Genomic DNA, 17,959 nt, shown 5'->3' on the forward strand with positions numbered 1-17,959 from the left:
CGCCACATCCGCCGCGATTGTCTTGCAGCTTGACATGAGTCATGGCTGCAGCAGCAACGCGGCCATGCGGCCAGGGTTCCGCATGAGTCAGGAACGGACGTCGGGCCCCCGCGTTAGGGGCGCATCGATAACGAAGAGCGAAGAGGCTCAGGGGAACTCATGTCGACAGCACAACTGGTCGTGCAGCACCTTCCGTACCTGCGCCGTTATGCGCGCGCGCTCACGGGCAGTCAGGTGGCCGGCGACGCCTACGTCGCCGCAACACTCGAAACGCTGGTCAACGAGCCTGAGACCCTGGGTCGCAGCACGAACGTCAAGGCCGACCTTTTCCGTGTCTTCACGCGGATCTGGAACTCGCTCTCCGTCAACGGCCACAGCGATCAGGTGCAGCACGACCTGCCGGCCGAAGTCCGGCTCGGCCAGATCACGCCGCTCCCGCGCCAAGCGTTCCTGCTGTCGTGCCTCGAAGGCTTCTCCGAGGAAGATGCGGGCGTGATCCTCGATGTGGATGTGAACAAGGTGCGCGATCTGGTGGACGAGGCGGGTCGCGAACTCGCCGCCGACATGGCGACCGAGATCCTGATCATCGAGGACGAGCCGCTCATCGCCATGGATCTTGAGGCCCTGGTGGAGGGGCTCGGCCACAACGTCATCGGCGTGGCGCGCACCAGGAGCGAGGCGGTGAAGATCGCCTCCGAGAGCAAGCGCCCCGGCCTGATCCTCGCCGACATCCAACTCGCCGATGGTTCGTCTGGCCTGGATGCGGTCAACGATCTGCTGAAAACCTTCGAGGTGCCGGTGATCTTCATCACCGCCTATCCGGAGCGCTTCCTCACCGGCGAGCGGCCGGAACCGGCCTTCCTCATCGCCAAGCCGTTCCAGCCCGCCAACGTCTCGGCCGTGATCAGTCAGGCGCTGTTCTTCCAGCAGAGCGCGCGCCGCCGCGAGGCGCACAACGCCTGAGCCGATCTCCGACGCTCTCGAGAGGGCGCTAGCCGCAAGGCCGGCGCCTTTTTTCATGGAATAACCTCAGGCTCTCACGTCGGGCTGGCTTGGCGATCAGCGCCCCATCCCAACCGCAGTTGACCGAAACCACTCGCGCCTACGCAGCGCCGGACATGGGCAAAAAAAATCGGGCCGGACCATTGTCCGACCCGTGAAGAGGTTCCGGCCGATGCACAAGGGGAATGCGGGGAGGACCAGGTGGCCGGGTGCTTCATCAACGATTGTCGGCCGGCTGGGTTCCAAAAGCCACACCAGAACGCCGATTTTTCATCCACAGGTGCGTTTTTGCCACGATCACGGTGATCAGACCCTGGGGCTCTCGCGGAAGCGACATGACCGGCTGAAGCTAGAATACTGACTTGATCCGAAGCGGGACAGTGAAGGAACCGGAGATCCAAAAGCAGCGTTGTGCTAACAACCTGTCAAGCTCCCATCGGAGATCGCAAAGATGCTTCGGACCGGCTTCGTCCTCGGTGTGAGTGTTCCCGCTGCGATCCTGACGCTGATTCTACTGCCGGCGGTGCGGCAGGAGGCGGATGCGATGGGCGCTCCGACGGCTCCGCGCGTCGCCTACGAGGCGCCCGCAACGCCCCTGCCCGGCATGCGCCCCTACTCCACCGCCCTCTATCCGATCCATGTCGCAACGGCGCCGAGCCCGTCGACGCGCACGGAGACGGTTCCGACCCGCTCGGCGCAGGAGGAGCTTCCGGCCAAGCCCCGCCGCCTGACGAAGGAAGGCTGCGAGATTCCGCTCAGCTCCCTCGTCGGACCCGAGGCGCGCCGCATGGTACCCGGCCGCTGCATGACCTGATCGATCCGGACCCGTCGGTCATCAGGCCGGCTGGGAGATCTTCTCCCATCGGCGGTCGGTCCCGCCGGCCCCATCCGCTCGCGCGCCACGAGCCGATCACCCGGTGCGAAAGTGCCCAATGGCACGTCCCGATCCGGCAAGACGACTGTCGTCAGTGTGTTGACGTGAACGAGCACGTAGCGCCGCTGCGGCAGCGAAGCCGCCGCCCAGCGTCGCAACTGGTCATGATAGGGCGCGCGCTTCCACGCACCGGCCTGGCCGGGATCGACCTGCACGTTCAGGAACCGCGTCACCGGGTCGAGGCTGAGCACCATCTTGGCCCGGTCCGGCCGCCACTCGGGCCCGATCCAGGCTTCCGTCATCCAGAGGCAGTGGAAGGCACGGCAATGGCCGGGCCGCTCCGCATGGATGCCGCATCCGCCGCCCGTGCGGACATGCCGGCACCACCGTCCCGCCGGGCTCTCGACCGCGGGCACATCGTAGACCTTGCAGCAGAGCGTGCAGGGACCGCAGGCACGGCCCGGAGCGGGTACGGCGACGAAGGTGGCCGGATCGAGCATCGCGAGCGGTCGTTGCGTCTTCGTGGAAAGCAGACGGCGCCTTCCTGAGGGAGATTGCGGCCGTTAGTGTGGCGGCGCTGCCGGCGCATCCTGTCGGCGTAGTCTTTACGGCTGCCGCATCATGCTGTCGAACATCGCCGCCCGCGACGTCGAGACCCTGATCCACCCCTACACCAATCTCTCGACCTTCCGCGAGACCGGTCCGCTGGTGCTGGAACGGGGTCACGGCGTCTGGGTCTACGACACTGACGGTCGTCCTTACCTTGAAGGTATGGCCGGGCTATGGTGCACCGCCCTCGGCTACGGCAACGAGGAGCTTGTCGAGGCCGCCGCCGAGCAGATGGGCCGGCTGCCCTTCGCGCATCTGTTCTCGGGCCGCAGCCATGATCCGGCGATCGAATTGGCCGAGACGCTCAAGGAGCTGATGCCGGTTCCGACCTCGAAGATCTTCTTCACTTCATCGGGCTCGGAGGCCAACGACGCGCAGGTCAAGCTGCTCTGGTACATGAACAACGCACTCGGGCGCCCGCGCAAGAAGAAGATCATCGCCCGCAGGAAGGGCTATCATGGCGTCACCGTCGCCACCGCCTCGCTCACCGGCCTTCCCGCCAATCACGCCGACTGGGACCTGCCGATCGCGGGCTTTCTGCACGCGGCCTGCCCGCACCATTACCGCGGCGCGGAGGCCGGCGAGAGCGAGGAGGCCTATTCGCAGCGCCTCGCCGCGGAACTCGAGGCGCAGATCCTGGCCGAGGATCCTGACACCGTCGCCGCCTTCTTCGCCGAGCCGGTGATGGGCGCGGGCGGCGCCATCGTGCCGCCCGCCGGCTACTTCCCGGCGATCCAGGCGGTGCTCGATCGCTACGACGTGCGCCTCGTCGCCGACGAAGTGATCTGCGGCTTCGGCCGCCTCGGCACGTGGTTCGGCGGTGAGGCGCTCGGATTGCGCCCGCACACCCTGTCCTTCGCCAAGGCGCTGACCTCCGGCTACCTGCCGCTCGGCGGCATCAGCATCGACGAGCCGCTCTACCGAGCGATGCTGGACGAGAGCGTCAAACTCGGCGGCTTTGGCCACGGCACCACCTATTCCGGACATCCGGTCGCCTGTGCGGTCGCCAACCGCGCGCTCCACATCTACCGGCGCGATCGCATCGTCGAGCGCGCCGCCGAGCGGGCCCCACATTTTCAGGCGGCCCTGGCGCGGCTGGCCGACCACCCGCTGGTGGGCGAGGCGCGCGGCATGGGCCTGATCGGCGGCATTGAGATCGTGGCCGACAAGCCCTCGAAACGCCAATTCGAGCCGAAAGCAGCCGTGGCGGCACGCTGCGTCGCCTTCGCTCAAGATGAGGGACTGATCGTGCGCTTTCTGGCCGGCGACCGCATCGCCGTCTGCCCACCGCTGGTGATCGAACCGGACGAGATCGACACCCTGTTCGAACGCCTGACCCGCGCCCTCGACCGAACGGCGGCCTGGATCGCTCATGAAGGCTTGCAACCGGGCTCGGCAGCGTGAGGGCGGGAGCGATGGGCGCCTGGGTCAAGTCGCCGGCTCTTCGGATGTTAATCGACAGAGGGCGTTGCAAGACGGGCTATAGTGCAGTGCACTAACACGTGGCTGAAAAGTGACCCGGCCCGGTGCCCGATTTGTCGGCTTGCTCGAATGTCCGGCATTTCGGCTGCCTTAAGCTTCCGTTCATGTCACCGGATGGATCAAGGGTAAGTCGGCATCTTCGCAATCTTGCCACGACGAGGGTGTGTAAAGGGCCTCCTCGCCCCACGAGCGAGGCGTGAGACCCAATCGACGCGGCCGCGCACCGGCCGTCCCGAAGCGCAAACAGGACAGGACCCATGTACGCCCCCAGCCGAACCCCGACCTTCGCGGCAGAGCCGGGCAGCACCGCCCCGGTGACCGTGGCCGGGGATCGCGAGAGCTTCCGCCCCGTGGCCCTGCCGGCGCTCGCCGCCGCGGTCCATGTCAGCCGCAGCGCGATCAAGGCGTCCCGCGCGAAGCCGGAAGCCCGGAATGCCTTCCGCTTCGTACATGAGGACGAGCCGGTCGACTGAGGCTCGGCACCGCCGCGGCCCCGTCGGCTCCGGCGGCATGTGCATGCTCCCGACCCGCAGGCAAGTTCTGGGCGGTTTCGGCGCTTCGGCGCTGACGCTCGGCTCTGGAGGCGCTTACGCCTTCCTCGTCGAGCCGCGTTTCCGGCTCGCGCTGACACGCTACAGCCTGACGCCGCCGGGCTGGGACCCCGGCCTGCACCTTCGCATCGCCGTGCTCGCGGATGTCCATGTCGGCGAGCCGTATATGCCACTCGACCGCGTCGCCGAGATCGTCGCGGCGACGAACGCTTTGGCGCCCGACCTGATCCTTCTGCTCGGCGATTATCCGGCGGGACGGAAGGTGACGTGGCACCGGGTTCCGCTTTCCGATTTCGCGCGGCTCGCCGAAGGGCTGCGCGCCCCGCTCGGGACCTACGCCGTCCTCGGCAATCACGATTGGTGGGACGACCGCGCGGCGATGCTGGCGGGCAGGGGGCCGGTCGAGGTCCGCCGCCTGCTCGAAGCCCGCGGCATTCCAGTCCTGGAAAACGATGCGGTGCGACTCGTCCAGGGCGGCCGGCCGTTCTGGATCGCCGGCCTCGCGGACCAGGAACCGTTCCTGCCGATCGGCAGCCGCCGCAGCCTCGCCGACATTCCGGCCACGCTCGCGCAGGTGACCGATACGGCGCCGGTGATCCTGATGGCGCACGAGCCCGACATCTTCGTGAACATGCCGGACCGCGTCTCGCTCACGCTGTCGGGCCATACCCATGGCGGCCAGATTCGCGTGCTCGGCTACTCACCCCTGCTGCTCTCCCGCTACGGCCAGCGCTTTGCCTACGGCCACGTGGTCGAGGAGGGGCGCCACCTGATCGTCTCCGGCGGCCTCGGCGTCAGCAGGGTGGGCGTCCGGCTGGGTGTGCCGCCGGAGATCGTTCTGGTCGAACTGGGCGGCGTGCCCGCCGCCTGATCGACCCTCGATCCGCCTGCCCGTGCATCGCCTTTTCCGAAAGCCGGCGGCCACCTTTCGAGGCCATGCGCTTGCCCTCACCCCTTCCGCGATGCGGGAGCGCCGACATGCAGGAAGCTGCGTTCGCCGGTCGCGGCTTCGGCCACCTGCTGGATCGTGTCGAGAAGATGGGCGATCGGCCGCGGTCCCACATGCGGGGTCAGGGCGTCCGGCGCGACCCGGCGGGCGGCGGTGCGCCCGGCCCTGAGCTGCGCCTCGCTGAGGACATCGAAACTACGGCCGACTCGTCGGTTCATGGCTCTCTCTCCTGAACCTGACCGTGATGCGGCCATGGTAAACGAGGCGTTAACGATCACAGGACGAGGCGGTAGCGGCAGAAATCGTCGGCTGCGACGAAGCGCTCGTAGAGCCGCCGGGCCTGCACATTCCCGCTCTTCGTGTGCCAGTAGAGTCGCGACCAGCCCCGCGCCTTCCCCATCGCGACGAGATCGCCGATCAACGCCCGGCCGATCCCGGCGCCCCGCGCCTCGGGGGCGACGAAGAGATCCTCCAGGTAGCAGATCGGCGCGGTCGTCCACGTCCCCTCGTGCAGCACGTTGACCGTCATTCCCACGAGCGTCCCGTCCGCCTCCGCGAGCCGCGCGAAGACCGGCGAGGCCGGATCGAGGATGCGCCGCCACGTCGCGGCGGTCACCGCCTCGGCGAGGTCCTCACCGTAGAAGGCGAGTAGCCCGCCCAGAGCTGACGCCAGCCGCTCTCGTCGGCGGCAGCAGGATCCCGGATCCTCATGGCGTCCTCCGTGCTGCATCCTCGGCCCAGAGATGAATCGCGGCATAGGCGCGCCAGGGCCGCCATGCTTCCGCGCGGCCAAGAAGCGCGGCGCGATTCGGCCGCCCTGCGCCGGTATCGAGGGCGCGCATCAACCCGACATCACCCGCCGGGAAAGCGTCGGCCTGCGCCATCGCGCGCATGGCGACGTAGTGCGCGGTCCACTCGCCGATGCCGGGTAGAGCAATGAGGCGGCCGATGGTCTCGTCGAGCCGACCGCCCGGCGCGAACAGGTCCGGCGTCGCCCGCATCGCCGCCGCAAGCCCCTGGATCGCTCGGCCGCGGGCGCGGGGCATGTTGAGCACGAGCGAGATCTCGGCCTCGACAAGCTGTTCGGGCGTCGGAAACAGGTGGGTCAGGCCCGATTCCTCGCCCTGCTCCTCCGGCGTGAGCGGGGTGCCGAAGGCGGCGACAAGGCGGCCGGCGAGGCGCGTAGCGGCGGCGACCGAGACCTGCTGCCCGAGGATCGCCCGCACCGCCAGCTCGAACCCGTCAAAGGCGCCCGGCATGCGCAGGCCGGGACGGCGCGCGACGAGGGTGGCGGTGAGCGGGTCTCGCCCGAGGCCATGGGTGATCGCCCGCGGGTCGGCATCAAGATCGAACATCGTCCGAACCCGCGCCAGGATAGCGCCGCGGGCATGCTGCGCATCGAGGCCGTGGATGTGTACCGACAGGGTGTCGGCTTCGGGCCTAACGGACAGCGTGCCGCGCCGCCCATCGAGGCTGAACGTGCGCGCATAGCGTCCGGGGCTTACGATCTCGACGCCGGGGCTCGCATGATCGGCGAAGAAGCGTTCGAGATGCGCCCAGTCGTAGGGCGGCCGCACCGCGAGCGTGACATGAGCGTCGGCCTCGCGAGCCGTCGGCAGAGGGGCGAGCGTCATCGTTCAGGGTACGCGCGGCACGAAGGTCGAAGCCACTCTCCGGCGGGTCTCAGCCGCGTGCAACCGGTTCGGTGCTCTCGAACTCGGCGGTATCGCCCACGAGATCGGTCAATGATACGGCCAGGAGACGCGCGTCCTTCAGATGCAGGGTCGCGTCCGGCGTGAGCCAGAGCGGGTGCAGGGCGCTGTGGCGGCCGGTCACGCTGCCATGGGCACGGACGATGCCGTCGCGCCGCTCCACGACGAGCTTGTAGCGGACCTTGACCGGCGCGATCCCTTCCGCGGACAGAGCGCCGCGGCCGCTCTGAACCTGGAGAACTTCGTTCGGCTCGAACATCAGGCGGGCGACCGCGACCGGGAAGGAAAGGCAAAACGGGTTGCCACTTAATCCCGAATTACGTCACCCGGGTTCCGCCGCCAAGATCCGGCAGTGACACAGGCAGATTTCTTAAACGCCTTTTCCGACGGCCGGGGACATGCCGGAGGGCCCGCGATGGAGCAGGCTCGCGCGGAAACGATGCGGTTACGTCAGTTCGCGCACGGTCACCCGGCCACGCTCGACCGAGAGCGCCATCCGCCCATGCTTGAGCGCGAGGGCCTTGTCACCGAACAGGCTGCGGCGCCAGCCCTGAAGCACGGCCACATCCGCCGCGTCATCCTCGGCCAAGGCCTCCAGATCGTCCACGGTGGCGATGATTTTGGGTGCCACGCCCTCGGCCTCGGCCACCGCCTTCAGCAGCACCTTGAGGAGATCAACAAGCGCGCCGCTGCCGCCGCCGCGCGAGCGGCTGCGCTCCGGCAGCGCGATCTGCGACAGGTCGCGGTTGAAACCTCGCTCTACGGCAGCGAGGATCTCGGTACCGGTGCGCGAGCGCTCGAAGCCGGCGGGAATGGTGCGCAGACGCCCCAGCGCCTCGACGCTGCGCGGCCCGGCGGTGGCGATGTCGATCACCGCCTCGTCCTTGAGGATGCGGCCGCGAGGCACGTTGCGGCTCTGCGCCTCCGCCTCGCGCCAACCGGCGACTTCCATCAGCACGGCGATCTCGCGCGGCTTGCGCATCCGGCCCGAGAGCCGGCGCCAAGCCTGGGCCGGTTCCGCCTGATAGGTCTCGGGCGAGGTCAGGACCGCCATCTCCTCGTCGAGCCAGAGGCCGCGATCCGTGCTCAGGAGTTCGGCCGCCAGCACCTGATAGATCGTCACGAGGTGGGTGACGTCGGACAGGGCGTAGGCGAGCTGCGCCTCGGAGAGGGGGCGGCGCGACCAGTCGGTGAAGCGGGAGGATTTGTCGATACGCGCCTTGGCGACGTCGTTGACGAGCTGTTCGTAGGAGACTGAGTCCCCATAGCCGCAGACCATGGCCGCGACCTGCGTGTCGAAGAACGGGTGCGGCAGGAGCCCACCGAGCAGCCAGATGATTTCCAGATCCTGCCGAGCGGAGTGAAACACCTTCACGGTGCTCTCGTCGGCCATCAGGTCGAAGAACGGCTTGAGATCGAGATCTTTCGCAAGCGGATCGACGAGGCAGGCGAAGCCGTCCGGACCCGCCATCTGGATCAGGCAGAGCTTCGGATAATAGGTCGTCTCGCGCATGAACTCCGTATCGACGGTGACGAAGGGCTGCGCGGCGAGCCGGGCACAGGCGTCGGACAAGGCCTGCGTTGCGGAGATCAGTTCCATGAACCGGCTATACCGAAGGTCTCGCGTGATCGCGAGACGACGGGAGGCCTCTTGTCCCCACGCGATTGCAGGGAAGCGGGAAAACTTCGCCCGGTCACGCCGCTCGGCGTGGCCTATGCGCCTTCCGCTGCGCCTCGGCGCGCGCCAGCAGCCAATCGAGGATGCCGGTCTCGATGCGCGTGCCGGAGGCGGGCTCGGTCAGCCGCCGGATGCGGTCGGCGCGCAAACCGCGATAGAGGCCGTGCACCCGGTCGGTTCCGCCGAGCAGGGTGCGGCCGGGCCCGAGCTTCAGCTCGCGCGCGTCCAGGGTACGGGTCGTCCAGGCTCCGCGAGCATCCTCGTACACGACCTCGAACGTTCCTTCGAGAGGCAGCGTCCGCCAGCGGTCCCGCGCCGCGCCGGCAGGGGCCGGCGCAGCCGGGCGGCGGGCCCGGAGGCCGGGCGCCTTGATGGGGTGAAAGTCTCGGAATTCCATAGGCTTGATATGGGATTTGCCCCCGTATTCCACAAGCGCGCGCGAGGCTGTGCGGTGCCGTCGTGACGCGGTGCGAAAACGAACTTTGCCTTCGATATCGGATTGTATCCGGGCTAAGGTCACGCTTGGCGGGGACGAGCGGAAAACGGTTCGCGGGAGAGGCGGAAATGGGTGAGACACGGTTCCGAGCGGCGCGTTGGGCGCTCGCGGGGATGCTGGCTGCAATCTTCTGCGCCGTCCTCTCTCCGCCGCCCTCGCATGCCCAGAGCTTCCAGACCGCGGCCACCCACGCGATCCTGATCGACGCGGAATCCGGCTCGGTCCTGTTCGAGAAGGCGGCCGACGAGCCGTTCTCTCCGGCGAGCATGGCCAAACTGATGACCGCGGAAATCGTGTTCCGTGCCATCAAGGAGGGGCGCCTTTCCATGGACACCGAATTCACGGTGACTGACGACGCGTGGCGCCGCGGCGGGGCAGGGGGCGGCGGCTCCTCGATGTTCGCGCAGGTGAACAGCCGCATCAAACTCTCCGACCTCCTGCGTGGGCTGATCGTACAATCGGGCAACGACGCGGCGATCACCATCGCTGAGAATATGGCGGGCACCGAGGAAGCCTTCGCCGGGATGATGAACCAGCGCGCCAAGGAGATCGGGCTGACGCGCTCGGCCTTCCGCAACGCGACCGGGTACTCGGCTCCTGACCAGAAGGTGACGGCCCGCGACATGGCGCGGATCGCCCAGTACCTGATCGACAACTACCCGGAATTCTACAAAATCTACTCTGAGCGCGAGTTCACCTGGAACAAGATCAAGCAGCAGAACCGCAACCCGCTCTTGACCCTCGACATCGGCGCCGACGGTCTCAAGACCGGCTATCTCGAAGAATCGGGTTACGCGCTCACCGGCTCGGCGGTGCAGAACGGCCAGCGGCTGATCATGGTCGTCTCGGGCCTGAAGACCGCCCGCGACCGAGCGGCGGAGACCCGCAAGATGATGGAATGGGGTTTTCGCGCTTTCGAGCCGCGGCAGGTCTTCGCTGCGAACGAGACCGTGGCCGATGTTTCCGTCTTCGGCGGCGAGAAAGGCTCGGTGGCTGTTGTGGCCAAGAAGCCGGTGCGCCTGCTGCTCCCCCGCGGCGCCACGGATCGGGTCACGGCCAAGGTCGTCTACCAGGGGCCGCTCGTTGCGCCGGTCGAGCAGGGCCGCGAGGTGGGCCGCCTGCGCGTCACCCGCGGCGATGCCGTCGCGCTCGAACAGCCGCTTTATGCCGGCGAGACGGTCGAGGCCGGAACCCTGTCGCAGCGGGCCCTCGACGCGGCGCTGGAGGTCGGCACCGATCTCGTCCGCCGCGCCTTCGATAAGGCCAAGGGCGGCAACGGCTCCGGCGGAACCTCGGCGGCGGGAGCCGCGAGCGGCAATTCCTGAGACCGGTCGCGTTCGATGGCTTTGAACGCGTCGCCTTTCCGTCGGCGCGAGCGCCAGCGAAGCGATTCAGCGACGCGACCTTCTCCTGAGATTGTCGCGCCCTGGGATCGCTTCGGCTTCGCCTCGCGATGACGGCTAAAGGCGCTGAGGCGATCGACCGGAGGCGGGATGCCGGTAAAATCGGACCGTCAGGCCGTCAAGGTCCCGCAGACGCGTTCGACGGCGCGTAGGCGCGAATGCCGAGAGGCAGGTCCGCTCCGGGCCGGCGGACAGACTCGGAGACGGCGTTCTGGCGGGCATCGTCTTCACCCGGACGCGGGTCCGCATTCGCTCGCACGCTCACCGCATTCCACGGACCGGCAATCTCGAACAATGTGGCCGAGGCGGCTGCGCCGTCGGCCGAGGCATCCGCCCGCGGCTTGATCTCGGCCCGAGCCTGGAAGCGACGGTCGGCCAGGGCGACACGGCCGTTCAGCGAGGCGCCGAGGGTGCGGGAGGCGAGCCGCCCCTCGACGATCTCGCCGACGCCGTCGGCGAACAGCAGCGTCACGGCGGCCTTCTCGAACGGCGTGCGCCCGTTGCGCCGCGCCAAGGCTCCCGGCGCCATCGCTCCGCCGCGGTGGATCACATCGGCCAGGTCGAGGCCGGATAGGGCACCGTCCTCGCTCTCCAGGGCAAGCCGCCCTGAAACGGATCGGGCCACAGCCCCGACATCGTGGCCTGTGGCCTCCAGGACGAGGCTTCCGCGCGTCGCCCCGACCATCCAGCGGGACTGCCCGATCTCGTCCATGAGAGCGCCGAGATCGAGCCCGTCGAAGCTTCCCTGCGCCTTGATCCTTGTCGGGGCCGCGTCCCCCTCGTCGGCCGCGAAGGAGATGCGCCCCTTGACCATGCCACCGCTCAAGTTGGCACGGCCGAGTGAGGCTTCGATGCCGTCCTCGCGGACGAGGACGCTGGAGGCGAGATCCGTCAGTTGCACCGGCCCGATCCGCGCATTGCCGGCGGAGATCCGAAGGTCGAGGTCCCCTCCGATGAAGGGTCGCAGGTCGAGCGACCGCGCGCGCCAGGTCGCGTCGTCGGCGTGATCGAAGCCCGTCAGCCGCAGGACGCCGCCGAGCAGGGGCGAAAGGTTGAGAGTCTCGGCGGCGAGCGTGGCTTGCACCGCGGTGCGGCGCGGACCGAGGACGGCCGAGCCCGCCCCTTCGAGAGTGTTGCCGCCGCTGCGGACGGTGACATTGGGGAACTGGATCTGGCCCGAGCCGGCCTCGAAGCTTCCCTCCACGGAAAAATCTTCGACGAAGGGCGAGAGGGGGAGGCTGGCGCCGAGGAGCGCCAGCGTGTCGTGGAGCGAGCGCGTCTGGAGGCGGCCCGTTCCGGATGCTCTCAGACCGTCGCGCAGACTGCCGCTGCCCTCGGCGTTCAGCGAGCCGGCGGGCCATGTCACGGCAGCGGTGAACGGGCTCTCGCCGCCGGAGAGAAGGGCGTGGGGCCGCAGGCCCGCGAGCGTGATCCGGGCGTGGCCCCCGTCCCAGCGAAAACCTCCGGTCAAGGCGAGGCTCTCGCTCCAGGCGGGCCAGGAGATCGTGAGATCGACGTCGCGGATCGTGCGCAGCCGCGCGTCCCGCGGGTCGAGGCCCGTGACCGCGCAACGCGTCAGGATGACCCTGCGCGGCCGGTCCCCGTCCTCGCCTGCGATGCTGTGGGTCAGCCGCTCGAAAGCGCCGGACCATCGGCTATCCCCGACCGCCTGTGGCAGGGTCACGTCGGCGCCGTCGAGGGTCAGAGAGTCGACCTCGACCCGGCCGGTGAGCAGTGCAGCGAGGTCGAGTTGAAGCGACAGGTTTCCGCCCGAGGCCAGAACCGGCCCGACCGCAGCGCCTTCGGAGAGGTGGATATTGCGGAAGACGACCCGTGGGAGCGGGAGCAGCACCACCTCCGTCGGCCCCTTCGCGGCGAGGGTCACGCCCCAGCTCTGCTGCAGCCCCCGGCTCACGAAACGGGCGGCCGCAGGTGCCTCGACCGACCATGGCAGGCAGGCCGCCACCAACACCGTGGCGAGAAGCCCGAGTCCGAGGGCTGAAAGGGTGCGGCGCAGCGACATTACACTCCGTGGGCGGGCGATGCGGATCGGGTTCGGCCGAACCGCATCGGCGTGACGCGCCGTGCGATCCAGATGCTTAGCCGGTTCCGGTCCTTCTGTCTCGCGACCGAGGGGAGAGCAGCCCGCAATGCGGTGGATGGTGCGACTCGCCCTACGGAGGGAGGACGGACGCCGCCCCTCCGACCCGGCGGTCGGTTACGGCACGGGGGTTTTGCATCGCGCACAAATGCGTCGCCGGTTTGACGAAAACGGCCTTGCGTTGCACACCCGATCGCCATCGATCGGGACTGCGGCCGAGTGCCGAATCATGAAGCCCGACGCTTGGCGACGCCCGCGATCGCGGAAGACGAGGAAGGGACGCTGTCGATGAAGAAGGTCTACCCGGATCCGAAGGCGGCACTCGCCGGCCTGCTGCGCGACGGCATGACGATCATGGCCGGCGGCTTCGGCCTGTGCGGCATTCCGGACGAGCTGATCGACGCCATCCAGGCCTCCGGCGTAAAGGATCTGACCGTCGTCTCCAACAATGCCGGCATCGACGGCGTCGGCCTGGGCAAGCTGCTCGATACCCGCCAAGTGAAGAAGATGATCTCGTCCTATGTCGGCGAGAACAAGGAATTCGCCCGCCAGTATCTCGGCGGCGAGCTTGAGATCGAATTCAACCCACAGGGCACGCTGGCCGAGCGCATCCGTGCCGGCGGCGCGGGCATCCCGGCCTTCTTCACCAAGACCGGCGTCGGCACCAAGGTCGCCGAGGGCAAAGAGGTGCGCGAGTTCGACGGCGAGAGCTACGTGATGGAGCGCGGGCTCTTCGCGGATCTGGCCATCGTCCACGCCTGGAAGGGCGATACCGAGGGCAACCTCGTCTACCGAAAGACGGCGCGCAACTTCAATCCGATGATGGCCACCGCCGCCGAGGTGACGGTCGCGCAGGTCGAGCACCTCGTCGAGCCCGGCGAGATCGACCCCGACCACATCCACACGCCGGGCATCTTCATCGGCCGCATCCTCCACGTCCCGACCCGCGAGAAGCGCATCGAGCAGCGCACCGTGCGCAAGCGCAAAGAGCCGGAAGCGGCGGCAGCCGGCGGCGGCCAGATCTGAACCGAACATCGGCCGGAAGGCCGCGAGCGCGACGGTGCGTCGCCGCCTTGCGCGGCGGATGGCGCCTCGTCGCTTCCGACGATGCGCCAAACGAGGGAACGTCGAAAATGGCCTGGACCCGTGAACAGATGGCGGAGCGCGCCGCCAAGGAGCTGCAGGACGGCTTCTACGTGAATCTCGGCATCGGCATCCCGACGCTGGTATCGAACTACATCCCGGAGGGCATGTCGGTTCAGCTGCAGTCCGAGAACGGCATGCTCGGGATGGGACCGTTTCCCTATGAGGGCGAGGAGGATCCCGACCTCATCAACGCCGGCAAGCAGACCATCACCGCGCTGCCGTCCACGAGCTACTTCTCCTCGGCCGACTCGTTCGGGATGATCCGCGGCGGTCACATCGACCTGTCGATCCTCGGTGCGATGCAGGTCGCGCAGAACGGCGACCTGGCCAACTGGATGATCCCCGGCAAGATGGTGAAGGGCATGGGCGGCGCGATGGATCTCGTCGCCGGCGTGAAGAAGGTGGTCGTGGTGATGGAGCACGTCGCCAAGAACAAGGACGGATCCGAGAGCCCCAAACTGCTGAAGACCTGCGACCTGCCGCTCACCGGCACGCAGGTGGTCGACATGGTGATCACCGACCTCGGCGTCTTCACCATCGACAAGAAGGGCGAGGGCGGCATGACCCTGGTCGAGCTCGCCGACGGCGTCACCGAGGACGAGGTTCGCGCCAAGACCGAAGGCGCATTCAAGGTCGCGCTGAACTGAGACAAGCAAGCTCGGCAGGGGAGGGCGGCCCGTTTCGGGACGTCTTCCGCCTGCCGCGGGCCGGCATGGCTAAGCAGGCATTAATCGGGATCGTCGAAAGCTTCGCATCGATCGGATCGCGCCTTGAGAGCGCACCGGTCGGGGAGCTTTTCGCGATACGAAGGTGCGTGTGTATGCGTAGCGTTCCGGGAACGGACAACGTCATCCCCTTTCGCCGCCCGGCTGCGGCGCGGCAGGGAGCCATCGCCTCCGAATTCGGAGCCGTCGCGGCACCGCGGAGCCGTTCGCGGGCCGACCAGCGCAGCCTGATGGATGCGGTCTACGCCACGGGCAGCCTCCGGGTGCCAGCGGGTGACCGCGAGACCAAGCTGATCGCCTCGCGCCTTCAGGTCTACGGCTTCCTGACCATCGAGGAGATGGGCGAGGATGGCGCGCTGCGCCGCCTGCGTCCGTCAGAGGCGATCCGCGCCCGCTCCGAGCGGCCGTGGCGTCTGTCGAAGGCCGGCTACGGCTCGGGCCTCGCGGTGACGATCCCCTCGGTCGACGACTTTTTGTTCGAGCCGGCGGGCCTTCCGGCCTGATTTTTTCAAGTTCGCGATCGGTGCGCGGCTGTCGACAGGCTCAGGTCCGCTCGCCATCCTCATCCCCGCCGCCGGTCAGCGCCGCGCCGTGCTCGCCACGGAGAAGGCGGGCCTGGATCTCGGCGGCGCGGCGGGCCGATCGCGCGTGTTTCGGTGAGACGGCCTTCGAAGGCGCCATCCCGCGCTTGACCGCCAGGAGATCCGGATCGCCCCAGCGCTCCATCAGGGCCTGGAACGCCGCGTGGCGGGTGGGATCGAAGGGAATGCGGCGGCCGAGCCCGTCCTTGTAGGGATGCGGCGGATGCAGGCCGCCGCAGGGCACGAAGCCCTTGGGGATCGGCGTCGTCGCCGCGTGGGTGCGCCCGGCGCGCAGCAGCTCCGGCAGGACGTGCGTGTGCGGACCTTCGTGGCGCCTCTCTCCGGGGCCGGGAGTCGGTGCAGTCACCTCGATCCGGCCGATGCGCGCGCAAAAAATCCGGTGCGGGCTCATTGCCACGAGGCATGGGCCGATCGGGTTACCGGGAGCAAAGATCGGCCGCCCGATGCCCGCACGCAGGCAGGCGATGACCTCTGGGTCGCCCGTGCGCACGCAGGCATCGACCGCCAGAAGCCCGAGACCGAGATCGAACAGGATCGCCTCACGGTCCTCCTCGCGCGCCGCCTCCCGATCGGGACCGAGTTCGGTCACGACGCTCCGCCGGCTCATGGCGCAGGCGGATAGGGGCAGGCAGAGCGCCACGGCGTGGTTGTAGCCGTCGGAGAAGCCGGTCTCGTAAGCGACGGGCCTGAGATCAGCGCTTGGCGTCAGCGCGATGGCGCCGCGGGCCGTGGCGAGTCCGATCCGCGCATCGGGCAGCGCCCGCACCGGCTCGTCCGCCTCGCGCATGAATTCGGCGAGGGCGCCGAAGCTGCCAAGGCTCCAAGCGACGCTGGCATCGGCCAGGGCATTGCGCAGGAGTGCTTCGACGTCAGCACTCTCTGCCCATGATCTTCCGCGCGCGCCGATGTCCTGAATCTTCGAGTTTGGGTGGATCCAGGGTCACTCCCACTCGATCGTACCGGGCGGCTTCGAGGTGATGTCGTAGGTCACCCGGTTGATGCCCTTCACCTCGTTGATGATCCGCGTCGCGACGCGGCCGAGGAAGGCCATGTCGAAGGGGTAGAAATCGGCGGTCATGCCGTCGACGGAGGTGACGGCGCGCAGGGCGCAGACGTGGTCGTAGGTGCGCCCGTCGCCCATCACGCCCACCGTCTTGACCGGCAGGATCACCGCGAAGGCCTGCCAGATCGTGTCGTAGAGGCCGGCCTGCCGGATCTCGTCGAGATAGATCGCGTCGGCCTTGCGCAGGGCCTCCAGCTTCTCGCGGGTGATCATGCCAGGGCAGCGGATGGCAAGGCCGGGGCCGGGGAAGGGGTGGCGGCCCACAAAAGCCTCGGGCAGTCCGAGTTCTTTGCCGAGCAGCCGCACTTCGTCCTTGAACAGCTCGCGCAAGGGTTCGACCAGCCGCATGTTCATGCGCTCGGGCAGGCCGCCGACATTGTGGTGGCTCTTGATCGTCACCGAGGGACCGCCGGAGAACGAGACGCTCTCGATCACGTCCGGGTAGAGCGTGCCCTGGGCGAGGAAGGCGGCGCCGCCGATCTTCTTGGCCTCGGCCTCGAACACGTCGATGAACAGGCGGCCGATCGTCTTGCGCTTCACCTCAGGGTCGTCGACCCCTTCGAGCGCGCCGATGAACAGCTCCTGCGCCTGAACGTGGACGAGAGGGATGTTGTAGTGGTCGCGAAACAGGCGCACCACTTCGTCGCCCTCACCGAGACGCATCAGCCCGTGATCGACGAAGACGCAGGTGAGCTGGTCGCCGATCGCCTCGTGGATCAGCACCGCCGCGACCGAGGAATCGACTCCGCCGGACAGGCCGCAGATCACCTTCTCCTTGCCGACCTGCTCTCGGATCTTCGCGATCGCCTCCTCGCGGTAGGTGCCCATGGTCCAGTCGCCGGAGCAGCCGGCGATGTCGCGCACGAAGTTGCGGATCAGCAGGGCGCCATGAGGCGTGTGGTGCACCTCCGGATGGAACTGGACGGCGTAGTAGTGCCGGGCCTCGTCCGCGACCGCCGCGAAAGGAGCGTTGCGCGAGAGCGCGATGGTGGTGAACCCGTCCGGCAGCTTGGTGACGCGGTCACCGTGGCTCATCCAGACCGGATACTTTTCGCCGACATGCCAGACGCCCTTGAAGAGCGGCGAGTCGGACAGGATCTCGACCTCGGCGCGGCCGAACTCGGCATGGTGGCCGCCCTCGACCTCGCCGCCGAGCTGGGCCGCCATGGTCTGCTGGCCGTAGCAAATGCCGAAGACCGGCACGCCGGATTCAAAGATTTTTTGCGGTGCGCGCGGCGACAGATCGGTCGTGACCGATTCCGGGCCGCCCGACAGGATCACGCCCTTGGGCCGGTGCTCGTCGAAGGCGGCCTCGGCCTTCGTGAACGGCACGATCTCGCAATAGACGCCCTCCTCGCGCACGCGGCGGGCGATGAGCTGCGTCACCTGGGAGCCGAAATCGACGATCAGGATCTTGTCGTGGTGGGACGTGTCGATGGTCATGCTGCCTCGGGGCCTTCTGCGATACCGGTTAGACGAGGCCTCGGGACGGCGCAACGCGCGTGATGCCGGGTGCAGGGCAATCGATACGACCGGCCTCAGCGACTCTGTGGCACGATGAAGCTT

Annotated in this window: 17 protein-coding genes and 2 pseudogenes; 9 read left to right on the top strand and 10 right to left on the bottom strand. The window is 68.1% G+C overall.

What is annotated here, in order from left to right:
- Nucleotides 1-159: 159 nt before the first annotated feature.
- Both MFF24_RS03610 and MFF24_RS03615 read left to right on the top strand, forming a co-directional pair.
- Nucleotides 160-963: a response regulator gene (locus MFF24_RS03610; protein WP_017486160.1), complete on the top strand. Its 804-nt coding sequence runs from the start codon at nucleotides 160-162 to the stop codon at nucleotides 961-963.
- A 490-nt stretch (nucleotides 964-1,453) separates the two neighbouring features.
- A complete protein-coding gene (locus MFF24_RS03615; protein ID WP_238222436.1) occupies nucleotides 1,454-1,816 on the top strand; it encodes a hypothetical protein in 363 nt (120 codons plus the stop codon).
- A 21-nt stretch (nucleotides 1,817-1,837) separates the two neighbouring features.
- Here the strand turns inward: MFF24_RS03615 and MFF24_RS03620 are convergent.
- Nucleotides 1,838-2,376 (bottom strand): annotated as a pseudogene (locus tag MFF24_RS03620) (hypothetical protein).
- Nucleotides 2,377-2,497: 121 nt separating this feature from the next.
- On the opposite strand from MFF24_RS03620, the gene MFF24_RS03625 reads away from it, so the two are divergent.
- The 3 genes from MFF24_RS03625 to MFF24_RS03635 all read left to right on the top strand — a co-directional run bounded on the left by MFF24_RS03625 (nucleotide 2,498) and on the right by MFF24_RS03635 (nucleotide 5,389).
- A complete protein-coding gene (locus tag MFF24_RS03625; protein ID WP_238222437.1) occupies nucleotides 2,498-3,889 on the top strand; it encodes an aminotransferase in 1,392 nt (463 codons plus the stop codon).
- 335 nt (nucleotides 3,890-4,224) lie between these two features.
- Entirely contained in the window at nucleotides 4,225-4,440 is a 216-nt protein-coding gene (locus tag MFF24_RS03630; RefSeq protein WP_133088311.1) for a hypothetical protein, read from the top strand.
- 37 nt (nucleotides 4,441-4,477) lie between these two features.
- Nucleotides 4,478-5,389 carry a metallophosphoesterase gene (locus tag MFF24_RS03635; protein WP_238222438.1) on the top strand — a complete coding sequence of 304 codons (912 nt, stop codon included), beginning with the start codon at nucleotides 4,478-4,480 and terminating at the stop codon, nucleotides 5,387-5,389.
- A 77-nt stretch (nucleotides 5,390-5,466) separates the two neighbouring features.
- Here the strand turns inward: MFF24_RS03635 and MFF24_RS03640 are convergent, their stop codons facing one another.
- The 6 genes and pseudogenes from MFF24_RS03640 to MFF24_RS03665 form a co-directional block, all read right to left on the bottom strand.
- Nucleotides 5,467-5,685, bottom strand: coding sequence for a hypothetical protein (locus tag MFF24_RS03640; protein ID WP_108940765.1), 219 nt, complete (start codon nucleotides 5,683-5,685; stop codon nucleotides 5,467-5,469).
- 56 nt (nucleotides 5,686-5,741) lie between these two features.
- Nucleotides 5,742-6,178, bottom strand: a pseudogene (locus tag MFF24_RS03645) (GNAT family N-acetyltransferase).
- A complete protein-coding gene (locus MFF24_RS03650) occupies nucleotides 6,175-7,101 on the bottom strand; it encodes a DNA-3-methyladenine glycosylase family protein (protein ID WP_238222439.1) in 927 nt (308 codons plus the stop codon). Before MFF24_RS03650 ends, MFF24_RS03645 begins: the two are co-directional and overlap by 4 nt.
- 49 nt (nucleotides 7,102-7,150) lie before the next feature.
- On the bottom strand, nucleotides 7,151-7,438 hold the full coding sequence (locus MFF24_RS03655; RefSeq protein ID WP_108940768.1) for a hypothetical protein: 288 nt from the start codon (nucleotides 7,436-7,438) through the stop codon (nucleotides 7,151-7,153).
- Nucleotides 7,439-7,624: 186 nt separating this feature from the next.
- The gene (gene rnd, locus MFF24_RS03660; RefSeq protein WP_108940769.1) at nucleotides 7,625-8,779 is read right to left on the bottom strand and encodes a ribonuclease D; all 1,155 of its coding nucleotides are present in this window, start codon (nucleotides 8,777-8,779) and stop codon (nucleotides 7,625-7,627) included.
- Between the two features lie 94 nt (nucleotides 8,780-8,873).
- Nucleotides 8,874-9,254, bottom strand: coding sequence for a hypothetical protein (locus MFF24_RS03665; protein WP_238222440.1), 381 nt, complete (start codon nucleotides 9,252-9,254; stop codon nucleotides 8,874-8,876).
- Between the two features lie 167 nt (nucleotides 9,255-9,421).
- On the opposite strand from MFF24_RS03665, the gene MFF24_RS03670 reads away from it, so the two are divergent.
- Entirely contained in the window at nucleotides 9,422-10,678 is a 1,257-nt protein-coding gene (locus MFF24_RS03670; RefSeq protein WP_486291634.1) for a D-alanyl-D-alanine carboxypeptidase family protein, read from the top strand.
- Between the two features lie 196 nt (nucleotides 10,679-10,874).
- Here the strand turns inward: MFF24_RS03670 and MFF24_RS03675 are convergent, their stop codons facing one another.
- Nucleotides 10,875-12,779, bottom strand: coding sequence for an AsmA family protein (locus tag MFF24_RS03675; RefSeq protein ID WP_238222441.1), 1,905 nt, complete (start codon nucleotides 12,777-12,779; stop codon nucleotides 10,875-10,877).
- Between the two features lie 366 nt (nucleotides 12,780-13,145).
- Between MFF24_RS03675 and MFF24_RS03680 the strand changes: the two genes are divergently transcribed.
- The 3 genes from MFF24_RS03680 (at nucleotide 13,146) to MFF24_RS03690 (ending at nucleotide 15,231) form a co-directional block, all read left to right on the top strand.
- The gene (locus MFF24_RS03680) at nucleotides 13,146-13,883 is read left to right on the top strand and encodes a CoA transferase subunit A (RefSeq protein ID WP_238222908.1); all 738 of its coding nucleotides are present in this window, start codon (nucleotides 13,146-13,148) and stop codon (nucleotides 13,881-13,883) included.
- A 107-nt stretch (nucleotides 13,884-13,990) separates the two neighbouring features.
- On the top strand, nucleotides 13,991-14,650 hold the full coding sequence (locus MFF24_RS03685) for a 3-oxoacid CoA-transferase subunit B (protein WP_238222443.1): 660 nt from the start codon (nucleotides 13,991-13,993) through the stop codon (nucleotides 14,648-14,650).
- A gap of 173 nt (nucleotides 14,651-14,823) precedes the next feature.
- A complete protein-coding gene (locus MFF24_RS03690) occupies nucleotides 14,824-15,231 on the top strand; it encodes a hypothetical protein (protein ID WP_108940773.1) in 408 nt (135 codons plus the stop codon).
- Between the two features lie 40 nt (nucleotides 15,232-15,271).
- Here MFF24_RS03690 and MFF24_RS03695 read toward each other — a convergent pair whose 3' ends face one another.
- Nucleotides 15,272-16,237: a DUF6925 family protein gene (locus tag MFF24_RS03695; RefSeq protein ID WP_373322653.1), complete on the bottom strand. Its 966-nt coding sequence runs from the start codon at nucleotides 16,235-16,237 to the stop codon at nucleotides 15,272-15,274.
- 33 nt (nucleotides 16,238-16,270) lie between these two features.
- Nucleotides 16,271-17,836 (bottom strand): glutamine-hydrolyzing GMP synthase, encoded by a 1,566-nt coding sequence (guaA, locus tag MFF24_RS03700; protein ID WP_238222446.1) that lies wholly within the window; start codon nucleotides 17,834-17,836, stop codon nucleotides 16,271-16,273.
- Nucleotides 17,837-17,959: the final 123 nt, after the last annotated feature.

Origin of the sequence: Methylorubrum aminovorans (genome assembly GCF_022179725.1) — a bacterium.
GTDB classification, from domain to species: domain Bacteria; phylum Pseudomonadota; class Alphaproteobacteria; order Rhizobiales; family Beijerinckiaceae; genus Methylobacterium; species Methylobacterium aminovorans.

Excerpts from the sequence above, each read along its gene's own strand:
- MFF24_RS03610 (WP_017486160.1), top strand. The coding sequence starts at position 160 with ATGTCGACAGCACAACTGGTCGTGCAGCACCTTCCGTACCTGCGCCGT.
- MFF24_RS03615 (WP_238222436.1), top strand. The coding sequence starts at position 1,454 with ATGCTTCGGACCGGCTTCGTCCTCGGTGTGAGTGTTCCCGCTGCGATC.
- MFF24_RS03625 (WP_238222437.1), top strand. The coding sequence starts at position 2,498 with ATGCTGTCGAACATCGCCGCCCGCGACGTCGAGACCCTGATCCACCCC.
- MFF24_RS03630 (WP_133088311.1), top strand. The coding sequence starts at position 4,225 with ATGTACGCCCCCAGCCGAACCCCGACCTTCGCGGCAGAGCCGGGCAGC.
- MFF24_RS03635 (WP_238222438.1), top strand. The coding sequence starts at position 4,478 with ATGTGCATGCTCCCGACCCGCAGGCAAGTTCTGGGCGGTTTCGGCGCT.
- MFF24_RS03640 (WP_108940765.1), bottom strand. The coding sequence starts at position 5,685 with ATGAACCGACGAGTCGGCCGTAGTTTCGATGTCCTCAGCGAGGCGCAG.
- MFF24_RS03650 (WP_238222439.1), bottom strand. The coding sequence starts at position 7,101 with ATGACGCTCGCCCCTCTGCCGACGGCTCGCGAGGCCGACGCTCATGTC.
- MFF24_RS03655 (WP_108940768.1), bottom strand. The coding sequence starts at position 7,438 with ATGTTCGAGCCGAACGAAGTTCTCCAGGTTCAGAGCGGCCGCGGCGCT.
- rnd (WP_108940769.1), bottom strand. The coding sequence starts at position 8,779 with ATGGAACTGATCTCCGCAACGCAGGCCTTGTCCGACGCCTGTGCCCGG.
- MFF24_RS03665 (WP_238222440.1), bottom strand. The coding sequence starts at position 9,254 with ATGGAATTCCGAGACTTTCACCCCATCAAGGCGCCCGGCCTCCGGGCC.
- MFF24_RS03670 (WP_486291634.1), top strand. The coding sequence starts at position 9,422 with ATGGGTGAGACACGGTTCCGAGCGGCGCGTTGGGCGCTCGCGGGGATG.
- MFF24_RS03675 (WP_238222441.1), bottom strand. The coding sequence starts at position 12,779 with ATGTCGCTGCGCCGCACCCTTTCAGCCCTCGGACTCGGGCTTCTCGCC.
- MFF24_RS03680 (WP_238222908.1), top strand. The coding sequence starts at position 13,146 with ATGAAGAAGGTCTACCCGGATCCGAAGGCGGCACTCGCCGGCCTGCTG.
- MFF24_RS03685 (WP_238222443.1), top strand. The coding sequence starts at position 13,991 with ATGGCCTGGACCCGTGAACAGATGGCGGAGCGCGCCGCCAAGGAGCTG.
- MFF24_RS03690 (WP_108940773.1), top strand. The coding sequence starts at position 14,824 with ATGCGTAGCGTTCCGGGAACGGACAACGTCATCCCCTTTCGCCGCCCG.
- guaA (WP_238222446.1), bottom strand. The coding sequence starts at position 17,836 with ATGACCATCGACACGTCCCACCACGACAAGATCCTGATCGTCGATTTC.